This window comes from Bradyrhizobium sp. 2S1, from assembly GCF_011516625.5.
Classification (GTDB): Bacteria; Pseudomonadota; Alphaproteobacteria; order Rhizobiales; family Xanthobacteraceae; genus Bradyrhizobium; species Bradyrhizobium septentrionale.
The window spans coordinates 6,656,114-6,671,868 of sequence record NZ_CP147717.1; the positions used below are offsets into that span (position 1 = coordinate 6,656,114).

11 protein-coding genes and 4 pseudogenes are annotated in these 15,755 nt (G+C 63.7%); 11 read left to right on the forward strand and 4 right to left on the reverse strand.

Annotation, left to right across the window (positions count from 1 at the left end; translation table 11 throughout):
• Positions 1-11: 11 nt before the first annotated feature.
• Entirely contained in the window at positions 12-989 is a 978-nt protein-coding gene (locus HAP54_RS31310) for a LysR family transcriptional regulator (protein WP_166294043.1), read from the reverse strand.
• A 17-nt stretch (positions 990-1,006) separates the two neighbouring features.
• On the reverse strand, positions 1,007-1,351 hold the full coding sequence (locus tag HAP54_RS31315; protein WP_248114577.1) for a hypothetical protein: 345 nt from the start codon (positions 1,349-1,351) through the stop codon (positions 1,007-1,009).
• On the opposite strand from HAP54_RS31315, the pseudogene HAP54_RS31320 reads away from it, so the two are divergent.
• The 5 genes and pseudogenes from HAP54_RS31320 (at position 1,350) to pcaG (ending at position 5,055) form a co-directional block, all read left to right on the forward strand.
• A pseudogene (locus HAP54_RS31320) lies at positions 1,350-2,443 on the forward strand (ABC transporter substrate-binding protein). The gene HAP54_RS31315 and the pseudogene HAP54_RS31320 sit on opposite strands and share 2 nt — an antisense overlap.
• On the forward strand, positions 2,419-3,147 hold the full coding sequence (locus HAP54_RS31325) for a nitroreductase (protein WP_166294045.1): 729 nt from the start codon (positions 2,419-2,421) through the stop codon (positions 3,145-3,147). Before HAP54_RS31320 ends, HAP54_RS31325 begins: the two are co-directional and overlap by 25 nt.
• A gap of 14 nt (positions 3,148-3,161) precedes the next feature.
• Positions 3,162-3,701: a DUF4863 family protein gene (locus HAP54_RS31330; RefSeq protein WP_166294047.1), complete on the forward strand. Its 540-nt coding sequence runs from the start codon at positions 3,162-3,164 to the stop codon at positions 3,699-3,701.
• Between the two features lie 47 nt (positions 3,702-3,748).
• A complete protein-coding gene (pcaH, locus tag HAP54_RS31335; protein WP_166294049.1) occupies positions 3,749-4,450 on the forward strand; it encodes a protocatechuate 3,4-dioxygenase subunit beta in 702 nt (233 codons plus the stop codon).
• A 1-nt stretch (position 4,451) separates the two neighbouring features.
• Positions 4,452-5,055 (forward strand): annotated as a pseudogene (gene pcaG, locus HAP54_RS31340) (protocatechuate 3,4-dioxygenase subunit alpha).
• A gap of 40 nt (positions 5,056-5,095) precedes the next feature.
• On the opposite strand, the gene HAP54_RS31345 reads toward pcaG, so the two are convergent.
• Positions 5,096-6,022, reverse strand: coding sequence for a response regulator (locus tag HAP54_RS31345; RefSeq protein ID WP_166294050.1), 927 nt, complete (start codon positions 6,020-6,022; stop codon positions 5,096-5,098).
• Entirely contained in the window at positions 6,012-9,380 is a 3,369-nt protein-coding gene (locus tag HAP54_RS31350) for a hybrid sensor histidine kinase/response regulator (RefSeq protein WP_166294052.1), read from the reverse strand. The genes HAP54_RS31345 and HAP54_RS31350 overlap by 11 nt, the downstream gene beginning before the upstream one ends.
• Before the next feature lie 169 nt (positions 9,381-9,549).
• On the opposite strand from HAP54_RS31350, the pseudogene urtA reads away from it, so the two are divergent.
• The 6 genes and pseudogenes from urtA (at position 9,550) to fmdA (ending at position 15,683) form a co-directional block, all read left to right on the forward strand.
• Positions 9,550-10,812, forward strand: a pseudogene (gene urtA / locus HAP54_RS31355) (urea ABC transporter substrate-binding protein).
• A gap of 130 nt (positions 10,813-10,942) precedes the next feature.
• Positions 10,943-11,869: pseudogene (gene urtB, locus HAP54_RS31360) on the forward strand (urea ABC transporter permease subunit UrtB).
• A gap of 16 nt (positions 11,870-11,885) precedes the next feature.
• The gene (gene urtC / locus HAP54_RS31365) at positions 11,886-12,959 is read left to right on the forward strand and encodes an urea ABC transporter permease subunit UrtC (protein WP_166294054.1); all 1,074 of its coding nucleotides are present in this window, start codon (positions 11,886-11,888) and stop codon (positions 12,957-12,959) included.
• Between the two features lie 12 nt (positions 12,960-12,971).
• Positions 12,972-13,727, forward strand: coding sequence for an urea ABC transporter ATP-binding protein UrtD (gene urtD, locus HAP54_RS31370; protein WP_029080653.1), 756 nt, complete (start codon positions 12,972-12,974; stop codon positions 13,725-13,727).
• Between the two features lie 11 nt (positions 13,728-13,738).
• Positions 13,739-14,428 carry an urea ABC transporter ATP-binding subunit UrtE gene (gene urtE, locus HAP54_RS31375; protein ID WP_166294056.1) on the forward strand — a complete coding sequence of 230 codons (690 nt, stop codon included), beginning with the start codon at positions 13,739-13,741 and terminating at the stop codon, positions 14,426-14,428.
• Between the two features lie 25 nt (positions 14,429-14,453).
• On the forward strand, positions 14,454-15,683 hold the full coding sequence (fmdA, locus tag HAP54_RS31380; protein ID WP_166294058.1) for a formamidase: 1,230 nt from the start codon (positions 14,454-14,456) through the stop codon (positions 15,681-15,683).
• Positions 15,684-15,755 lie beyond the last annotated feature (72 nt).

Genomic DNA, 15,755 nt, shown 5'->3' on the forward strand with positions numbered 1-15,755 from the left:
GGTGATTGCCGCTAACGCCCACGCCTGAGCTCTTCGGTGGCGCGGCGGAGCACCTCGTGAAGCCATTCGTGCGATGGTTCGTCCTCGACGCGTTCGTGCCAGAGCAGCCGAACCTCAACGGGCGTCGTGGTGTAAGGCAGCTCATGGGTCGTGATCGCATGCGCCTGCTCGAGCGCCCGCGCCAGCGGCCGCGGAACGATCGCCGCCAGTTCGGACTCGACCAGCAGCGCGGGCAAAGCAAGGAAATGCGGCAGCGAGACCGCGATCCGTGGCGGGTGGTCGCTGTCGGACAGCGCCCGTTCAAGCGCGGGGCGGTCATACATCTCCGAACGTCTCGCAAGCCCGCGCTCGGAGATGTAACCACCGATCGCGCCTTCCTGCTCGCCGCCAAAGGACACGACGACCAGCGGCAGGGTCGCGAGCTTTGCCTTGTCGAGCCGGCCAAGCTTGCGTTTTTTGCCGACGATCAGCACGTCGTCATATTCGAACAGCAGGGCGGTGCGGAAGCGGCTCGGCGGCGACGAGAACACGCCGATCGCGACATCGATGCGGCCGAGGTCGATCTGCTCGGCAAGATCGATCCGCGTCACCGGCTTGATGGTGAGATCGATTCCCGGAGCCTCCCGGCTCAAGATCTTCAAGAGCGGCGGCGCCAGCACCATCGTCGTGAAGTCGTTGGCGGCGAGCGTGAACGGCTTGGTCGAGACCGCCGGAACGAAGGTCGGCAGCTCGACCGCGGCCTCCAGCGACCGCAGCGCCTGGCGGACCTGCGGGGCCATCGTCAACGCGCGGGCCGTCGGCTGCATGCCGGTCGCCGTGCGCACGAACAGGTCGTCATCGAGCATCTCGCGCAGCCGCGCCAGCGAATGGCTCACGGCAGACTGGCTCAGCGCGACCTTCTGGCTGGCGCGCAGCACGCTGCGCTCCTCCATGACGGCGTCGAACACCTTGAGCAGGTTCAGGTCCAGTGTCTTGATGGAAACGGACACGCAGTGAGCCCCGTCTGTTACGGATCGCGCACCTCGGCAAATTCCCGCGATCGTGTGCAGTTAAGGCCAGGCGTTCGGCGGATGCAACCGATCGGATCGTCCGGGAGCGCATCGCCGCATCGCCGCCATTGGCGATCTGAAGCCGGTTCAGGATCAAGCTGCAAGACTTTCACTTCCGCAACGCGACGTTCTGGCCAAGATTGCCGCCACCGGGTTTGGAGGAGAAAAACGATGAAGCCCTGGGTGAGATCGGCCCGAAGTGGTGTGCGCAAATCAGTTGGACTGGCGCTGACGCTCCTGGCTGTGGCGCCGTCCGCGGTTGCACAGAACGGGCCGGTCAGGCTCGGCGTGTTGACCGACATGTCGTCGCTCTACGCGGACAATGGCGGCCAGGGCTCAGTCGTCGCCGCGCAAATGGCGGTGGATGATTTCAAGGGCAAGGTGCTCGGGCGGCCGATCGAGATCGTCGCGGGGGATCACCAGAACAAGGCGGATGTCGGCTTACCCGGCGCTGGCTGGAAAACGAGAACGTCGAGGCGATCCTCGATGTTCCGAATTCCGCGGTCGCGCTGGCGGTGCAAGGCATCACGCGCGACAAGAAGAAGCTCTTCCTTGCTACCGGCGCAGCGACGTCCCGGCTGACCGGCGACGAGTGCTCGCCGACCGGCATCCACTGGACCTACGACACCTATGCGCTGTCGCAGGGGACGACGCGCGCGATCTCGCGTCTCGGCGCCAAGTCCTGGTGCTTCCTGTCGGCCGACTATTCGCTCGGAGCGCAGCTCGAGGCCGACAGCCGCAAGGTGATCGATGCCACCGGCAGCAAGGTGGTCGGCGCGGTGAAACACCCGATCAACACGCCCGATTTCTCGTCCTTCCTGCTGCAGGCGCAGGCCTCCAAGGCCGACGTGATCGCGCTCGCCGACGCCGGCGGCGATTTCATCAACGCCGTCAAGCAGGCGGGCGAGTTCGGCGTGACGCGCGGGCAAAAGCTGGCCGGCCTGATCGTCTTCATCGCCGACATCCACAGCCTCGGCCTGCAAAGCGCGCAAGGCCTGATGCTCAGCTCAGCCTTCTACTGGGACCTCAACGATGAGACGCGGGCGTGGTCGAAGCGCTTCATCGAGAAGACGAAGAAAGTGCCCACCATGATCCATGCCGGCACCTATGGCGCTGTCATGCACTACCTCAAGGCGGTCGAAGCCGCAGGCACGCTCGACGGACCCGCTGTCGCCGCCAAGATGCGCGAATTGCCGGTGAACGATTTCATGACCCGTAACGGCAAGATCCGGCAGGACGGAAGGCTGGTCCGCGACATGTATCTGTTCCGCGTCAAGGCTCCGGAAGAGTCGAAGTACCAGTTCGATTACTACCAGCTGTTGGCGACGATCCCGAGGGACGAAGCTTTCAGACCGATGGAGGACGGCGGATGCCCCTTCGTGAAGAAGTCGTGATTGATGGGGGCGGGGCGTGCGGAGCTGCGCGCAATCCAATCGACGACGTGATCGCGAGCCGCCTTTCGTGCCGTCAGTTCTCCGACAGTCCGGTCGCGCGGTCGACCATTGAGCAAATCCTGCGTGTGGCGCGGTTTGCGCCGAGTGGCGCAAACATCCAGCCCTGGCACGTCTACGTGCTCGCGGGCGCTGCCAAGACCGAGGTGTCGGCGGCCCTCCTGCACGCCTATGAGCGGGAGCCGAGCGAGCACGTCTCCGAGTATCAATACTACGCCACCGAGTTCCCTGAGCCGTATCTCAGCCGTCGCCAGGAGTTCGGCCGATTGTTCTATGGCTCGCTCGGGATAGAGCAGAGCGATGCCGCGGCGCGGAGCAGGCAGACCGCCAAGAATTTTGCCTTCTTCGGTGCGCCGGTCGGATTGATCGTGACCATCGATCGCCGCCTCGCCATGGGAAGCTGGCTCGATCTCGGCATGTTCATCCAGACCATGATGCTGGCTGTGGTGGGACGCGGACTGCAATCCTGCCCGCAGGAAACGCTCGCCAAGTACCACCGGATTTTGCGTCCGATGCTGTCGATCCCAGCGGAGCAGATGGTGGCCTGTGGCATCTCGATGGGCCATCCGAGGGAGCAGGCGAGAGCGCGGCTGATGCCGCGCGCGGATTTGGAGGCGTTCGCCTCCTTTGAGGGTTTTGAGAACTAGAACAGGAGTAAGTCATGGGAAGTCGGGAACAGCTTATCGAACGCAGCATTCCGTTTCTGCGCGAAGTCAAGGACATGACGCCGAGCGCGGCGATGGAGCGATGGCTCAACGAGATCTACGGGGAAGAGAGTGCGCTTTACCAGGATCTGGCACGCCTCATCAAATTGGGCGTCGAGGAAGGCTGGGCGGCGAACCAGGAAGTGGAGGGGCCGAACTATCGGCGCAGCCGCATCCTTGAGCCGGTCCCCGAGACGTTCCAGTTCAGCATCACCGCGGTTTACATGAACAGCGCCGATCCGCGCCGCTTCAAGGACGACGACGATCATGACGTGCTGCGCGGGCAGTATCACGGTCATCCCTACGGCGAGCTCAACCTCGTCGTTCCCCTCGACAAGGGCGCGCAGTTGAAGGGCTTGCAGGGCTGGCAGGGGCCGGGCTGGACGGCGCCGGATCCGGGCAGCCGACACTATCCCGAGGTCAGGGGCGGCGCGGTGATCGCCCTGTTCTATTTGCCGGCCGGGCGCATCTCCTACGATTTCAAGGTGCCGGCCTGACGTCCGGCGCCGGTGGCATCGGCAGCAACTCGGTCTGGAGCAAACCCATGACGTTGATCTATCCGGTCGCTTCGAACAGCGTCCATCCCGCGCGGCTGTCCCCTGCGTACCGGAGCGCGATCAAACGCGCGCCGCAAAAGCCGCTGATCCCGATGCGGCACACGGTCTCGGAGCTGACCGGGCCGGTCTACGGTCATGAGACCGTGCGTGAGCACGACAATGATCTCACCATCCAGGCGAGGGGCGAGCCGCTCGGCGAACGCATCATCGTGCACGGCCATGTGCTGGACGAAGACGGCCGCGGCGTGCCTAACACGCTGGTCGAGCTGTGGCAGGCCAATGCCTGCGGCCGCTACATCCATGTCGTCGACCAGCATCCGGCGCCGCTCGATCCGAATTTCACCGGCGCCGGGCGTACGCAATCCGATGCCAAGGGCTACTACAAGTTCATCACCATCAAGCCCGGCGCCTATCCCTGGGGCAATCACCACAATGCCTGGCGGCCGGCGCATATCCACTTCTCGGTGTTCGGCCACTCCTTCGTCTCGCGTCTGGTGACGCAGATGTATTTCCCCGGCGATCCCTTGTTTCCGTTCGATCCGATCTTCAACTCGGTGACCGATGAAAAGGCGCGGGCGCGGATGATCTCGTCGTTCGATCTCGACAACACCCAACCGGAATGGGCGCTGTGCTACTGCTTCGATATCGTGCTGCGCGGCCGCAACGCCACGCCGATGGAGACCAAGTAACGTGTCGAACCCGCGTCCTGATGGAATCACGCCCTCGCAGACCGTCGGCCCCTATTTCAAGTACGGTCTGACGCCGAACGGCGAATATGAGTGGAACGACGCCTTCACCAACAATCTCTTGACGGGCGATGTCTCGGGCGAGCGCATCCGCGTCGAGGGCAAGGTCTATGACGGCGCCGGCGCCGTGATCCCAGATTGCATGCTGGAGATCTGGCAGGCCGATAGCCAGGGCCGCTTCTCCGATCCGCAGGATGCGCGCGCACTGCCGAATTCGTCCTTCAAGGGTTTTGGCCGCTGCGGCACCGACAAGAGCGGCAGCTACGCCTTCGACACCTTCAAGCCGGGTGTGGTGCCGGATGCCGACGGCAAGCCGCAGGCGCCGCACGTCGCGCTCGCGGTGTTCGCGCGCGGCATGCTGTTGCATCTCTACACGCGGATCTATTTTGACGATGAGGCCGGCAACGCCGGCGATTCCGTGCTGGCGCTGGTGCCGGCTGATCGCCGCGCCACGCTTGATCGCCAAGCGCAAGGCCGGTGCGGGCAGCGTCTACACGTTCGACGTCCATCTGCAGGGCGACAACGAGACGGTGTTCTTCGACGTCTAACCGGCCGGGACGAGGCGCGCAGCCCAAGCAGGCGGATGCCTCAGGACTTGCGGTGCCTCGCGTTGACCGCGATCGCGGCCGCGGCGGTGCGGTTCTCGACCCCGAGCTTGGCGTAGATCTGCTCGAGATGCTTGTCGACGGTACGCGGGCTCAAGCCCAGGATCTGCGCGATGTCGCGGTTGGTCTTGCCCTTGGAGAGCCAGGACAGCACCTCGCCCTCACGGGTGGTCAGGCCGAGCTCGCTGGAGAATTCGGCCGGCATGTCGCCGCTGGTGTCCTTGGCCAGCCGCAGCAGGAACTCGTTGGGGCCGAGCTTGCCCATATATTGCAGCCGAAGCTGCTCGTTGCCGGGGAATGACGCCACGGTCGCGGTCTTCTTTCCGGCAACACCTTTCTGCGCCTGCTCGAGCCATTGCGGCATCGGATCCGGCAGCGCGAAATTGTCGGCGGCATCGGCGAGCGTGTCCGACAGCAGCTTCTGTGCCTGCGGCGTCGCCCACAGCAGCGCGCCTGACCTGTTGACCGCGAGCAGATAGCGGCCGGAGACGTCGAGTGCCGCGCGGGCGCTTTGCGTCATCCGCGCGTTGGCGAGATGGACCCGGATGCGGGCCAGCATCTCCTCGACCACGATCGGCTTGGTGACATAGTCGACGCCGCCGGCCTCGAGCCCGCGCACGATGTGCTCGGTTTCGGCCAGTCCCGTCATGAAGATGATCGGGACGCCGTCGAGCCCGGCGTCGCGCTTCAGCCGCCTGCAGGTCTCGAAGCCGTCCATGCCGGGCATCACGGCATCGAGCAGCACGATATCCGGCGTGATCTGGTCGACGATGCGCATCGCGGAGGCCCCGTCGAGTGCGACCATCACGGTCATGCCGGCGCCATCGAGCGCGTCGGTGAGGAGGCGCAACGTCTCCGGGGAGTCGTCGACGACGAGCGCTACGTCGCGCTTTCTTTGTTCAATGGTCATAGCTGTGCAATATCTTCAATGTCGCCATATACTGATCGAGATCGAACCGGTCGATCAGCGTGCGCATCTGGCCGACGAAATCGGCGTGTTCGGGATGTTCGTTGCCGATTTCGTCGAGCTTGAGCTGGATCGCCCTGATATAACCGAGCTGGCCGAGGCTGATCAGCTCTTCGACATATTTCACGGGCGGACGAGAGCCACCATCGGGTTTCCATTGCGGGGCCGGAGCCTGCTCGGCCTCATACTGCCACTCGATCTTGAGCAGCAGGCGGATGGTCTCTAACAGCCGCGGGATGTCGATCGGCTTCATCAAATAGCCGTCGTGGAACGGCTGCGCCAGCGGCGCGCCATGGGCCTCCAGCGCACTTGCCGAGATCATCAGGATGCGGGCCTGGTGATGGCCTTCGGAGCGCAAGGTTTCGGCGACCGTCCAGCCGTCCATGCCGGCCATCGAGATATCCAGCAGGAACATGTCCGGCCGGCGTTGCTGCGCCAGCGCTAGGCAGCCCAGTCCGTCCGGTGCGCTGAGCAGGATGAAGCCGAGCGGCGCCAGGATCTCGCGCAAGAGATCGCGATGGGTCGGGTCGTCGTCGGTGATCAGGATCGTCTTGCGCGGGCCATGATAGCCGTACACGGGAGCATCGACCGGCGCTTCGCGGCGCGGATTGGTGACCTCGGAGAGCAGCAGCTTGACGCGGAACGTGCTGCCGGTGCCGACCGTGCTCAAGACCTTGATGTCGCCGCCCATCACACCCGCGAGCAGGCGGCTGATGGTCAGGCCAAGCCCGGTGCCGGTCTGCGGCTGCGAAACGCCGAGCGCGCCGCGCTCGAAGGGCGCGAAGATCCGCTCGAGGTCGTCGGGCTGGATCCCCGGCCCGGTATCGATCACCTCGAACTCGGCGACCGGGCTGCGGTAATGCACGACGAACTGCACCCGTCCGGTTTGGGTGAATTTGATCGCATTCGACAGCAGGTTGATCAGGATCTGGCGCAGCCGCTTTTCGTCGGCGTAGACGACGACGGGCAGCACGGCCGGCCGCCTGAACACGAAGTCGATGCCCTTGGCGGCGGCCTGCAGGCGGAACATGCCGACCAGCTGCTCGAGGAAATCGTTCAGCCGCACCTCGTCGCGCGAAAGATAGAGCCGGCCGGCTTCAATCTTGGAAATATCCAGAATGCCGTCGATCAGTCCCGACAAATGATCGGCGCTGCGGCGGACCACGCGCACCTGGTCGCGCGGCCGCGTCTGCAGGCTGTTGTCCTGCTCCAGCAGTTGCGCGTAGCCGGAGATCGCATTCAGCGGCGAGCGGAGCTCGTGGCTGAGGCCCACGACGTATCGGCTTTTGGCGAGATTGGCTGATTCCGCGACTTCCTTGGCGCGCTGCAGTTCGGCATCGGTGCGCTTGTGGGCGTCGATCTCCTGGATGAGGAGGGTGGTCTGGCGGCGCGTTTCTTCTTCGGCGGCGCGCCGGCTCTGTTGCGCCAGCACGAACAGCCAGGCGACGACGCCGATGATGAGGGTCAGCGCAAAGAATACCTTCCACAACACGTCGGCCAGCAATTCGTTGGCATGCACGGCCGCCGTGGTCTGCAAATAGATCAGGCCGAGCACCAGTGCCACCAGACCGGCCGAGACTGCGAACACGCCGAGGTAATGTCCGAGCTGCGAGTTGAGGCGCGCATAGATCGGCTGCGGCATCACCTTGCCGAGGGCGTCCGAGACCTGCGCGCCGATCCGCGCGTGTGGCTTGCAGAGATCGTGGCAGCGCGCGTCGAGCGAGCAGCACAATGAGCAGATCGGGCCGGCATAGGCCGGGCATGAGGCCATGTCCTCGGGCTCGAATGCATGCTCGCAGATACAGCACTGGATCGATTCCAGGTTCTGCCAGCTGCGCTTCGGCTTGCGTGCGATGTAGTATTTGCCGTCGGTCGCCCAGGCAATCAGGGGGGCCGCGATGAACGCGACGGCCAGCGCAACGAAGGCGGACAGCGCCTTCGCCGTCGGGCCGAACAGGCCGTAGAACGCGCTGATCGAGACCACCGTCGCAATCGTCATCGCGCCGACGCCGACCGGATTGATGTCGCAGAGATGGGCGCGCTTGAACTCGATATGCTGCGGCCGCAAGCCGAGCGGCTTGTTGATGACGAGATCGGCCACCAGCGCGCCGACCCAGGCGATCGCGACATTCGAGTAGAGCGCGAGCGTCTGCTCCAGCGCCTTGTAGACGCCGATCTCCATCAACAGCAGCGCGACGACGACGTTGAACACCAGCCACACCACGCGGCCGGGATGCGAGTGGGTGAGGCGGGAGAAGAAGTTCGACCAGGCGATCGAGCCGGCATAGGCGTTGGTGACGTTGATCTTGACCTGCGACAGGATCACGAAGGTCCCCGTCAGCGCCATTGCGAGATCCGGCTGCGACAGCACGTAACGGAAGGCTTCGAGATACATGTTGGCGGGCTCGGCCGCGTGCTCGGCCGAGACGCCGTGGCTGAGCGCGAAGAAGGCCAGGAACGAGCCGGCCAGCAGCTTCAGCGCGCCGAGCACGATCCAGCCCGGACCGGCGCTGAGCAGGGCGATCCACCAGGCCTTTCGCGAGGTGCGGCGGTCACGCAGCAGGAAGCGCAGGAAGTCGACTTGCTCGCCGATTTGCGCCACCAGCGCGAACACGACGGAGGCCGCGGTGCCGAACAGCAGGAGATCGAGGTTGCCTGCGGGATCGCCGTGATCGCCAGCGAATTTGCGCCACTCGGTGAACGAATGCGGGTTGGCCCAGGCGATCGCCGCGAACGGCATGATGTGGAGGATGATCCACAACGGCTGGGTCCAGAGCTGGAAGCGGCTGATCAGCGTGATGCCGTAGATCACAAGCGGAATGATCACGACCGCGCTGATCAAATAGCCGATCGGTCGCGGAATGCCGAAGCACATGTCGAGTGCGCTGGCCAGGATCACGGCCTCGATCGCGAAGAAGATGAAGGTGAAGGAGGCGTAGATCAGCGAGGTGATGGTCGAGCCGATATAGCCGAAGCCGGCGCCGCGGGTCAGCAGATCGATATCGATGCCGCATTTCGCCGCGTGGTAGGCGATCGGCAGCCCGCAGAGAAAGATGATGACGCTGACGACCAGGATCGCGGCGGAGGCGTTCATCGCGCCATAGTTCAGCGTGATGGTGCCCCCGATCGCCTCCAGCGCAAGGAAGGAGATCGCGCCAAGCGCGGTGTTGGCGACGCGGGCGGCGGACCAGCGCCTGGCGCTCTTGGCGGTGAAGCGCAGCGCGTAGTCTTCCAGCGTCTGGTTGGCGACCCATTGATTGTATTGGCGCCTGACGCGGTCTATCCGCTGCCGCCCTGCCACTCGTTCTTACTCCTGGTCCACGATGCTCTGATCGCGGGCAAATCCCGTACCAAAAACCTACGTCGCTATTTTGCGGTGCAGTATACGCGATCTCACGTATCAGTGCGGTGCACAAAAGTAAGCAATCCTCGCCTCATCAATAAGCGTTCTCGAACCAGATGGGGTGCTCATGTCAGACGAAACAAAACCAGGCCTGCAGTCTCCGCTTCGGCGCAAGCTCTTGATGGGAATGGCCGCTTTGCCGGCCGTTTCGATGCTGGGCCGTCCGGCATTTGCCGATGTTCCTGCAACCTCCGCGGTCAGCACCACGGGTCTTGCAGTCACCGATAGCGAAGTCACGGTCGGTATCCTGCACTCGGTGACCGGCACCATGGCGATCTCCGAGACCGGATCGGTCGAGGCCGAGAAGCTCGCGATCGAGCAGATCAACGCCGCCGGCGGCGTGCTCGGCCGCAAGATCAAGTTCATCCAGGAAGACGGCGCGAGCGACTGGCCGACCTTCGCGGAAAAGGCGAAGAAGCTCCTGGTCAACGACAAATGCGCCGCCGTGATGGGCTGCTGAACCTCGGCCTCGCGCAAGGCGGTGCTGCCGGTGTTCGAGCAGTACAACGGCATGCTCTACTATCCGACCTTCTATGAAGGCCTCGAGCAGTCCAAGAACGTCATCTACACCGGCCAGGAGGCGACGCAGCAAATCATCGCCGGCCTCGACTGGGTCAACAAGACCAAGGGCGCCAAGAGCTTCTATCTGCTCGGCTCGGACTACATCTGGCCGCGCACCTCGAACAAGATCGCGCGCAAGCATATCGAGAACCACCTGCAGGGCTGCAAGGTGGTCGGCGAGGAATACTTCCCGCTCGGCTCGACCCAATTCAACTCGGTCATCAACAAGATCAAGCTGACCAAGCCTGACGTGATCTACGCGATCATCGTCGGCGGCTCGAACGTCGCGTTCTACAAGCAGCTGAAGGCGGCCGGCATCGACCTGTCGAAGCAGACGCTGCTGACGATCTCGGTCACCGAGGACGAGATCGACGGCATCGGCGGTGAAAACATCGCGGGCGCCTACGCCTGCATGAAGTACTTCCAGTCGCTCGACAACGCCAACAACAAGGCGTTCGTGCCCGCCTTCAAGAAGATGTGGGGCGAGAAGACCGTGATCGGCGACGTGACGCAAGCCGCCTATCTCGGCCCGTGGCTGTGGAAGTTGACGGTGGAGAAGGCAGGCTCCTTCGACATCGACAAGATCGCGGCGGCGTCGCCCGGCGTCGAGTTCAAGGGCGCGCCGGAAGGCTACGTCCGGATCCACGAGAACCATCACTTGTGGTCGAAGACCCGCGTCGGACGCGCCAAGGCCGATGGCCAGTATGAGCTGATCTACGAGACCGCCGATCTCGTCGAGCCGGATCCGTTCCCCAAGGGCTACCAGTGAGGCGGCGCGCCTAGCGCGCCACCCTCAACCTCAACGCATCGCGGCGTGGACGTTACCCGCCCACGCCGCGGATCGGACGCCGCTGCGTCGCGGCGCATGCCGGTGGACCGCCCTTGGACTGGAGGATCAGATGTTCGGCGACTATTCGATCGGTGATCTCGGCGCGATCCTTGCGATGCAAGGATTCGCCGGGCTCATCCTGTTCTCCGTCTACGTGCTGATGGCGCTGGGGCTTGCCATCATCTTCGGCCAGATGGGCGTCATCAACATGGCCCATGGCGAGTTCATGATCCTGGGGGCCTACGTCACCTGGATGACGTCGAACACGGTGCAGCACATCGCGCCCTGGCTGTTTCCCGGCTACTTCTTCATCGCGATGATCCTGGCGTTCATCGCGTCAGGCGCGCTCGGCATGCTGGTCGAGTGGGCGCTGATACGCCATCTCTACAAGCGTCCGCTCGATACGCTGCTCGCGACCTGGGGCCTCAGCCTGATCCTGCAGCAGGCCTATCGCTAGATCTTCGGCGCGCGCGAGGTCGGCGTCGAATTGCCGGAGTGGATGATGGGTTCCTGGCAGGCGACCGACTCGATCCAGATCCCGATCAACGGCATGTTCGTGATGGCGCTGACCATCCTGATCACGATTGCGGTCGCCTATGTGCTGTTCTGGTCGACCTGGGGCAAGCAGGTGCGCGCCGTCGTGCAGAACCGGGTGATGGCCGGCGCCGTCGGCATCAACACCGAGAAGGTCGACCGTTCCACGTTTGCGCTCGGTTGCGGCATCGCCGGCGTCGCAGGCTCGGCCTTCACGATGATCGGGTCGACCGGGCCGACCGCCGGCCAGCTCTACATCGTCGATACCTTCCTGGTGGTCGTGTTCGGCGGCGCCGCGTCGCTGTTCGGCACCATCGCCTCTGCCTTCTCGATCTCGCAGACCCAGTCGACGCTGGAATTCTTCCTGTCGGGATCGATGGCCAAGGTGATCACGCTGCTCACGATCGTCGCGATCCTGATGGTGCGTCCGCAGGGGCTCTTCGCGCTCAAGGTCCGCAAATAAGAACAACAGGCAGGTCATGATCATCAACTCGCGCTTTTTCAATCGCTCCGAACTGATCGGCTTTGTTGCGCTCGCGGTGCTGTTGTTTCTCATCCTGCCGCTGTCGCTGGATATCTTCCGCCTCAACCTGGTCGCGAAATACCTGACCTACGCCTTTGTCGGCATCGGCCTCGGCGGCTACTGCATGGCGATGTACCTCAAGCTCGAGGCGTCCTCGGTGGCGAACACCAAGATACAGTCGACGCCGGGCATCCCCGACTTCATGGACTGGAACCAGATCACGCAGCTGCCGCTGTTCTGGAAGCCGTTCCACAGTTTTTCGCTCACGGTGCTGGCGATCTTGCTGGTTCCGGCCTTCTTTGCGCTGATCATCGGCGCGGCGATGTTCAAGCGCCGGGTCGGCGGCGTGTATTTTGCGATCATCACGCAGGCAATCGCCGCGATCCTCACCATTCTGATCGTGGGACAGCAGGGCTACACCGGCGGCATCAACGGCATCACCGATCTGCGCACACTGCACGGTTGGGACATCCGCACCGATCACGCCAAATTCATTCTGTACTTTGTCGAGGTTGTGTTGCTGTTCGGTTGCATCGTCGCCGCGCAGTTCATCCGCCTGACAAAACTCGGGCGCATCCTGGTGGCGATGAGGGAGCAGGAGGACCGCGTGCGCTTCTCCGGTTACAGCGTCGCCAATTTCAAGATCTTCCCGTTCTGCGCCGCGGCGGTGTTTGCCGCGATCGGCGGCGCCATGTTCACGCTCGAGGTCGGCTTCATGTCGCCGTCCTTTGTCGGCATTGTGCCGTCGATCGAGATGGTGATCTACACCGCGGTCGGTGGCCGGATGTCGATCTTCGGTGCGGTCTGGGGCGCGCTGCTGGTCAATTTCGCCAAGACCAGCCTCTCGGAGTCCTTCCCGCAGGTCTGGCTGTTCGGCCTCGGCGCGCTGTTCATCGCGGTCGTGCTGGCGTTCCCGAACGGGCTCTCCGGCATCTGGGCGGACCACGTCCAGCCGCGCATCGACCGCCTGCTGGCATCGCGAAGATCAAAATCGGCGGCGCTTGTCGCCGACGGCGCACCGGCTGAGTGAGGAGGAACCATCATGCTCGTCGGTCATCAGCCCAAGGACTTCCTGCTCGCGGTCTCCGGCCTCACCGTGTCCTTTGACGGCTTCAAGGCGGTGAACGATCTCTCCTTCTATGTCGAGGAGAACGAGATCCGCGTCATCATCGGCCCGAACGGCGCCGGCAAGACCACGGTGCTCGACCTGATCTGCGGTAAGACCAGGGCCACATCAGGCTCGATCCAGTTCCGCGGCCAGGAGCTGACCAGGCTGCGCGAGAACGAGATCGTGCAGGCCGGCGTCGGCCGCAAGTTCCAGACGCCGTCGGTGTTCGAGGATCTCACCGTGTTCGAGAACCTCGAAATCTCCTATCCGCGCGGCCGCACCGTGTTCGGCTCGCTGGCCTTCCAGCGCGATGACGCGGTCAAGCAGCGGGTCGAGGAGGTCGCCGAGATGATCTTCCTGAAGGATCGCCTCAACACCTATGCCGACCAGCTGAGCCACGGCCAGAAGCAGTGGCTCGAGATCGGCATGCTGCTGATCCAGGACCCGGACTTGCTGATGCTCGACGAGCCGGTCGCCGGCATGAGCGTGTCGGAGCGCGCCAAGACCGCCGAGCTGCTCAACCGCATCATCAAGGATCGCTCGGTGCTGGTGATCGAGCACGACATGAAATTCGTCGAGGACATCGCGCACAAGGTCACGGTGCTGCACCAGGGGCAGATCCTGTCCGAGGGGACGATGGAGCACGTCAAGAACGATCCCAAGGTTATTGAAGTGTACCTGGGTCACTAAGGAGCGCGTCGATGCTGGCAATCAATGATCTTCACGTCGCCTATGGCCAGAGCGAGGTGCTGCACGGCCTCAACGTCTCCGTCGCGCCTAACGAGATCGTTGCGATCATGGGCCGCAACGGCATGGGCAAGACCACGTTGATGAAGTCCCTGATGGGCATCCTGCCGGCCAAGAGCGGCAAGGTGACCATGGACGGCACCGAGCTCGGAGCGATGAAGAGTTATGAGCGGGTGGCGAAGGGTCTCGCTTACGTACCGCAGGGCCGCATGATCTTCTCCACCATGACGGTGAAGGAGAACATCGAGACCGGGCTCGTGGTGTCAGGCGGTTCCGAGGTCCCCGGCGATATCTACGAACTGTTCCCGGTGCTGCTCGAGATGAAGGGCCGCCGCGGCGGCAATCTCTCGGGCGGACAACAGCAGCAGCTCGCGATCGCCCGGGCGCTTGCGACCAAGCCGAAGGTGCTGCTGCTGGACGAGCCGACCGAGGGCATCCAGCCGTCGATCATCAAGGACATGGCGCGGACCCTGAAGCGGATCCGCGACGAGCGCGGGCTATCGATCGTCGTCTCCGAGCAGGTCCTGAGCTTCGCGCTCGACATCGCCGACCGCGTGCTCGTCATCGAGAACGGCGAGATCGTCCGCGACGATCCGCGCGACAGCGTCGATGCCGCACAGATCTCCAAGTATTTATCTGTCTAACCAGTAACCGAAGGGGAGCAATGCGATGCCAGATACATTGATCAAGGTCGATCTCAGCAAGTCGGCCTATGAAAACGGCAAGATCCACAACCGCTGGCATCCGGAGGTTCCGATTGTCGAGTGGGTCAGCCCGGGCGACGATTTCATCATCGAGACCGTCGACTGGACCGGCGGCTTCATCAAGAACAACGACTCGGCCGACGACGTGCGCGACATTGACCTGTCGATCGTGCACTTCCTGTCCGGCCCGATCGGCGTCAAGGGCGCGGAGCCCGGCGATCTCCTGGTTGTTGACCTGCTCGACGTCGGTCCGCTGAAGGAGAGCCTGTGGGGCTTCAACGGCTTCTTCTCCAAGCAGAACGGCGGCGGCTTCCTCACCGACCATTTCCCGCTGGCGCAGAAGTCGATCTGGGACATCAAGGGCCTCTACACCTCGTCGCGTCACGTCCCCGGCGTGAACTTCGCCGGCCTGATCCACCCCGGCCTGATCGGCTGTCTGCCCGATGCCAAGATGCTGGCGGCCTGGAACAAGCGCGAGGCCGAGCTGATCGCGACCAATCCGACCCGGGTGCCGGGCCTCGCCAATCCGCCGTTCGCGCCGACCGCACATGCCGGCCAGGCCAAGGGCGACGCCAAGGCCAAGATCGGTCTCGAGGGCGCCCGCACCGTGCCGCCGCGCGAGCATGGCGGCAATTGCGACATCAAGGATCTGTCGCGCGGCTCGAAGATCTATTTCCCGGTCTATGTGCCGGGCGGCGGGCTCTCGATGGGCGACCTGCATTTCAGCCAGGGCGACGGCGAGATCACCTTCTGCGGCGCCATTGAAATGGCCGGCTGGCTGCACATCAAGGTCGATGTCATCAAGGACGGGGTGGCGAAGTACGGCATCAAGAACCCCGTGTTCAAGCCGTCGCCAATCACGCCGAACTACAAGGACTACCTGATCTTCGAGGGCATCTCGGTCGACGAGGCCGGCAAGCAGCACTATCTCGACGTCCACATCGCCTATCGCCAGGCCTGCCTGAACGCGATCGAATACCTGAAGAAGTTCGGCTACTCGGGCGCCCAGGCCTATTCGATCCTCGGCACCGCACCGTGTCAGGGCCACATCTCCGGCGTGGTCGACGGGCCCAATGCCTGCGCCACGCTGTGGCTGCCGACGGAAATCTTCGACTTCGACGTGATGCCGTCGTCGGCGGGACCGATCAAGCACATCAAGGGCGACATCCAGATGCCGATCTCGCCCGACAAGTAATCCTTCAAGTGATCCCTGCGCGAAGGATGCGGGACGGCTGCGTATTGGCCGCCCCGCATCCGCCGCGGGAAA

Coding starts and splice junctions, on each gene's coding strand:
- HAP54_RS31315 (WP_248114577.1), bottom strand. CDS start 1,351: ATGTCGGTCAACACGCCGAGCCTGACCGGCCCGTTCTGTGCAACCGCG.
- HAP54_RS31325 (WP_166294045.1), top strand. CDS start 2,419: ATGCCCCTTCGTGAAGAAGTCGTGATTGATGGGGGCGGGGCGTGCGGA.
- HAP54_RS31330 (WP_166294047.1), top strand. CDS start 3,162: ATGGGAAGTCGGGAACAGCTTATCGAACGCAGCATTCCGTTTCTGCGC.
- pcaH (WP_166294049.1), top strand. CDS start 3,749: ATGACGTTGATCTATCCGGTCGCTTCGAACAGCGTCCATCCCGCGCGG.
- HAP54_RS31345 (WP_166294050.1), bottom strand. CDS start 6,022: ATGACCATTGAACAAAGAAAGCGCGACGTAGCGCTCGTCGTCGACGAC.
- urtC (WP_166294054.1), top strand. CDS start 11,886: ATGATCATCAACTCGCGCTTTTTCAATCGCTCCGAACTGATCGGCTTT.
- urtD (WP_029080653.1), top strand. CDS start 12,972: ATGCTCGTCGGTCATCAGCCCAAGGACTTCCTGCTCGCGGTCTCCGGC.
- urtE (WP_166294056.1), top strand. CDS start 13,739: ATGCTGGCAATCAATGATCTTCACGTCGCCTATGGCCAGAGCGAGGTG.
- fmdA (WP_166294058.1), top strand. CDS start 14,454: ATGCCAGATACATTGATCAAGGTCGATCTCAGCAAGTCGGCCTATGAA.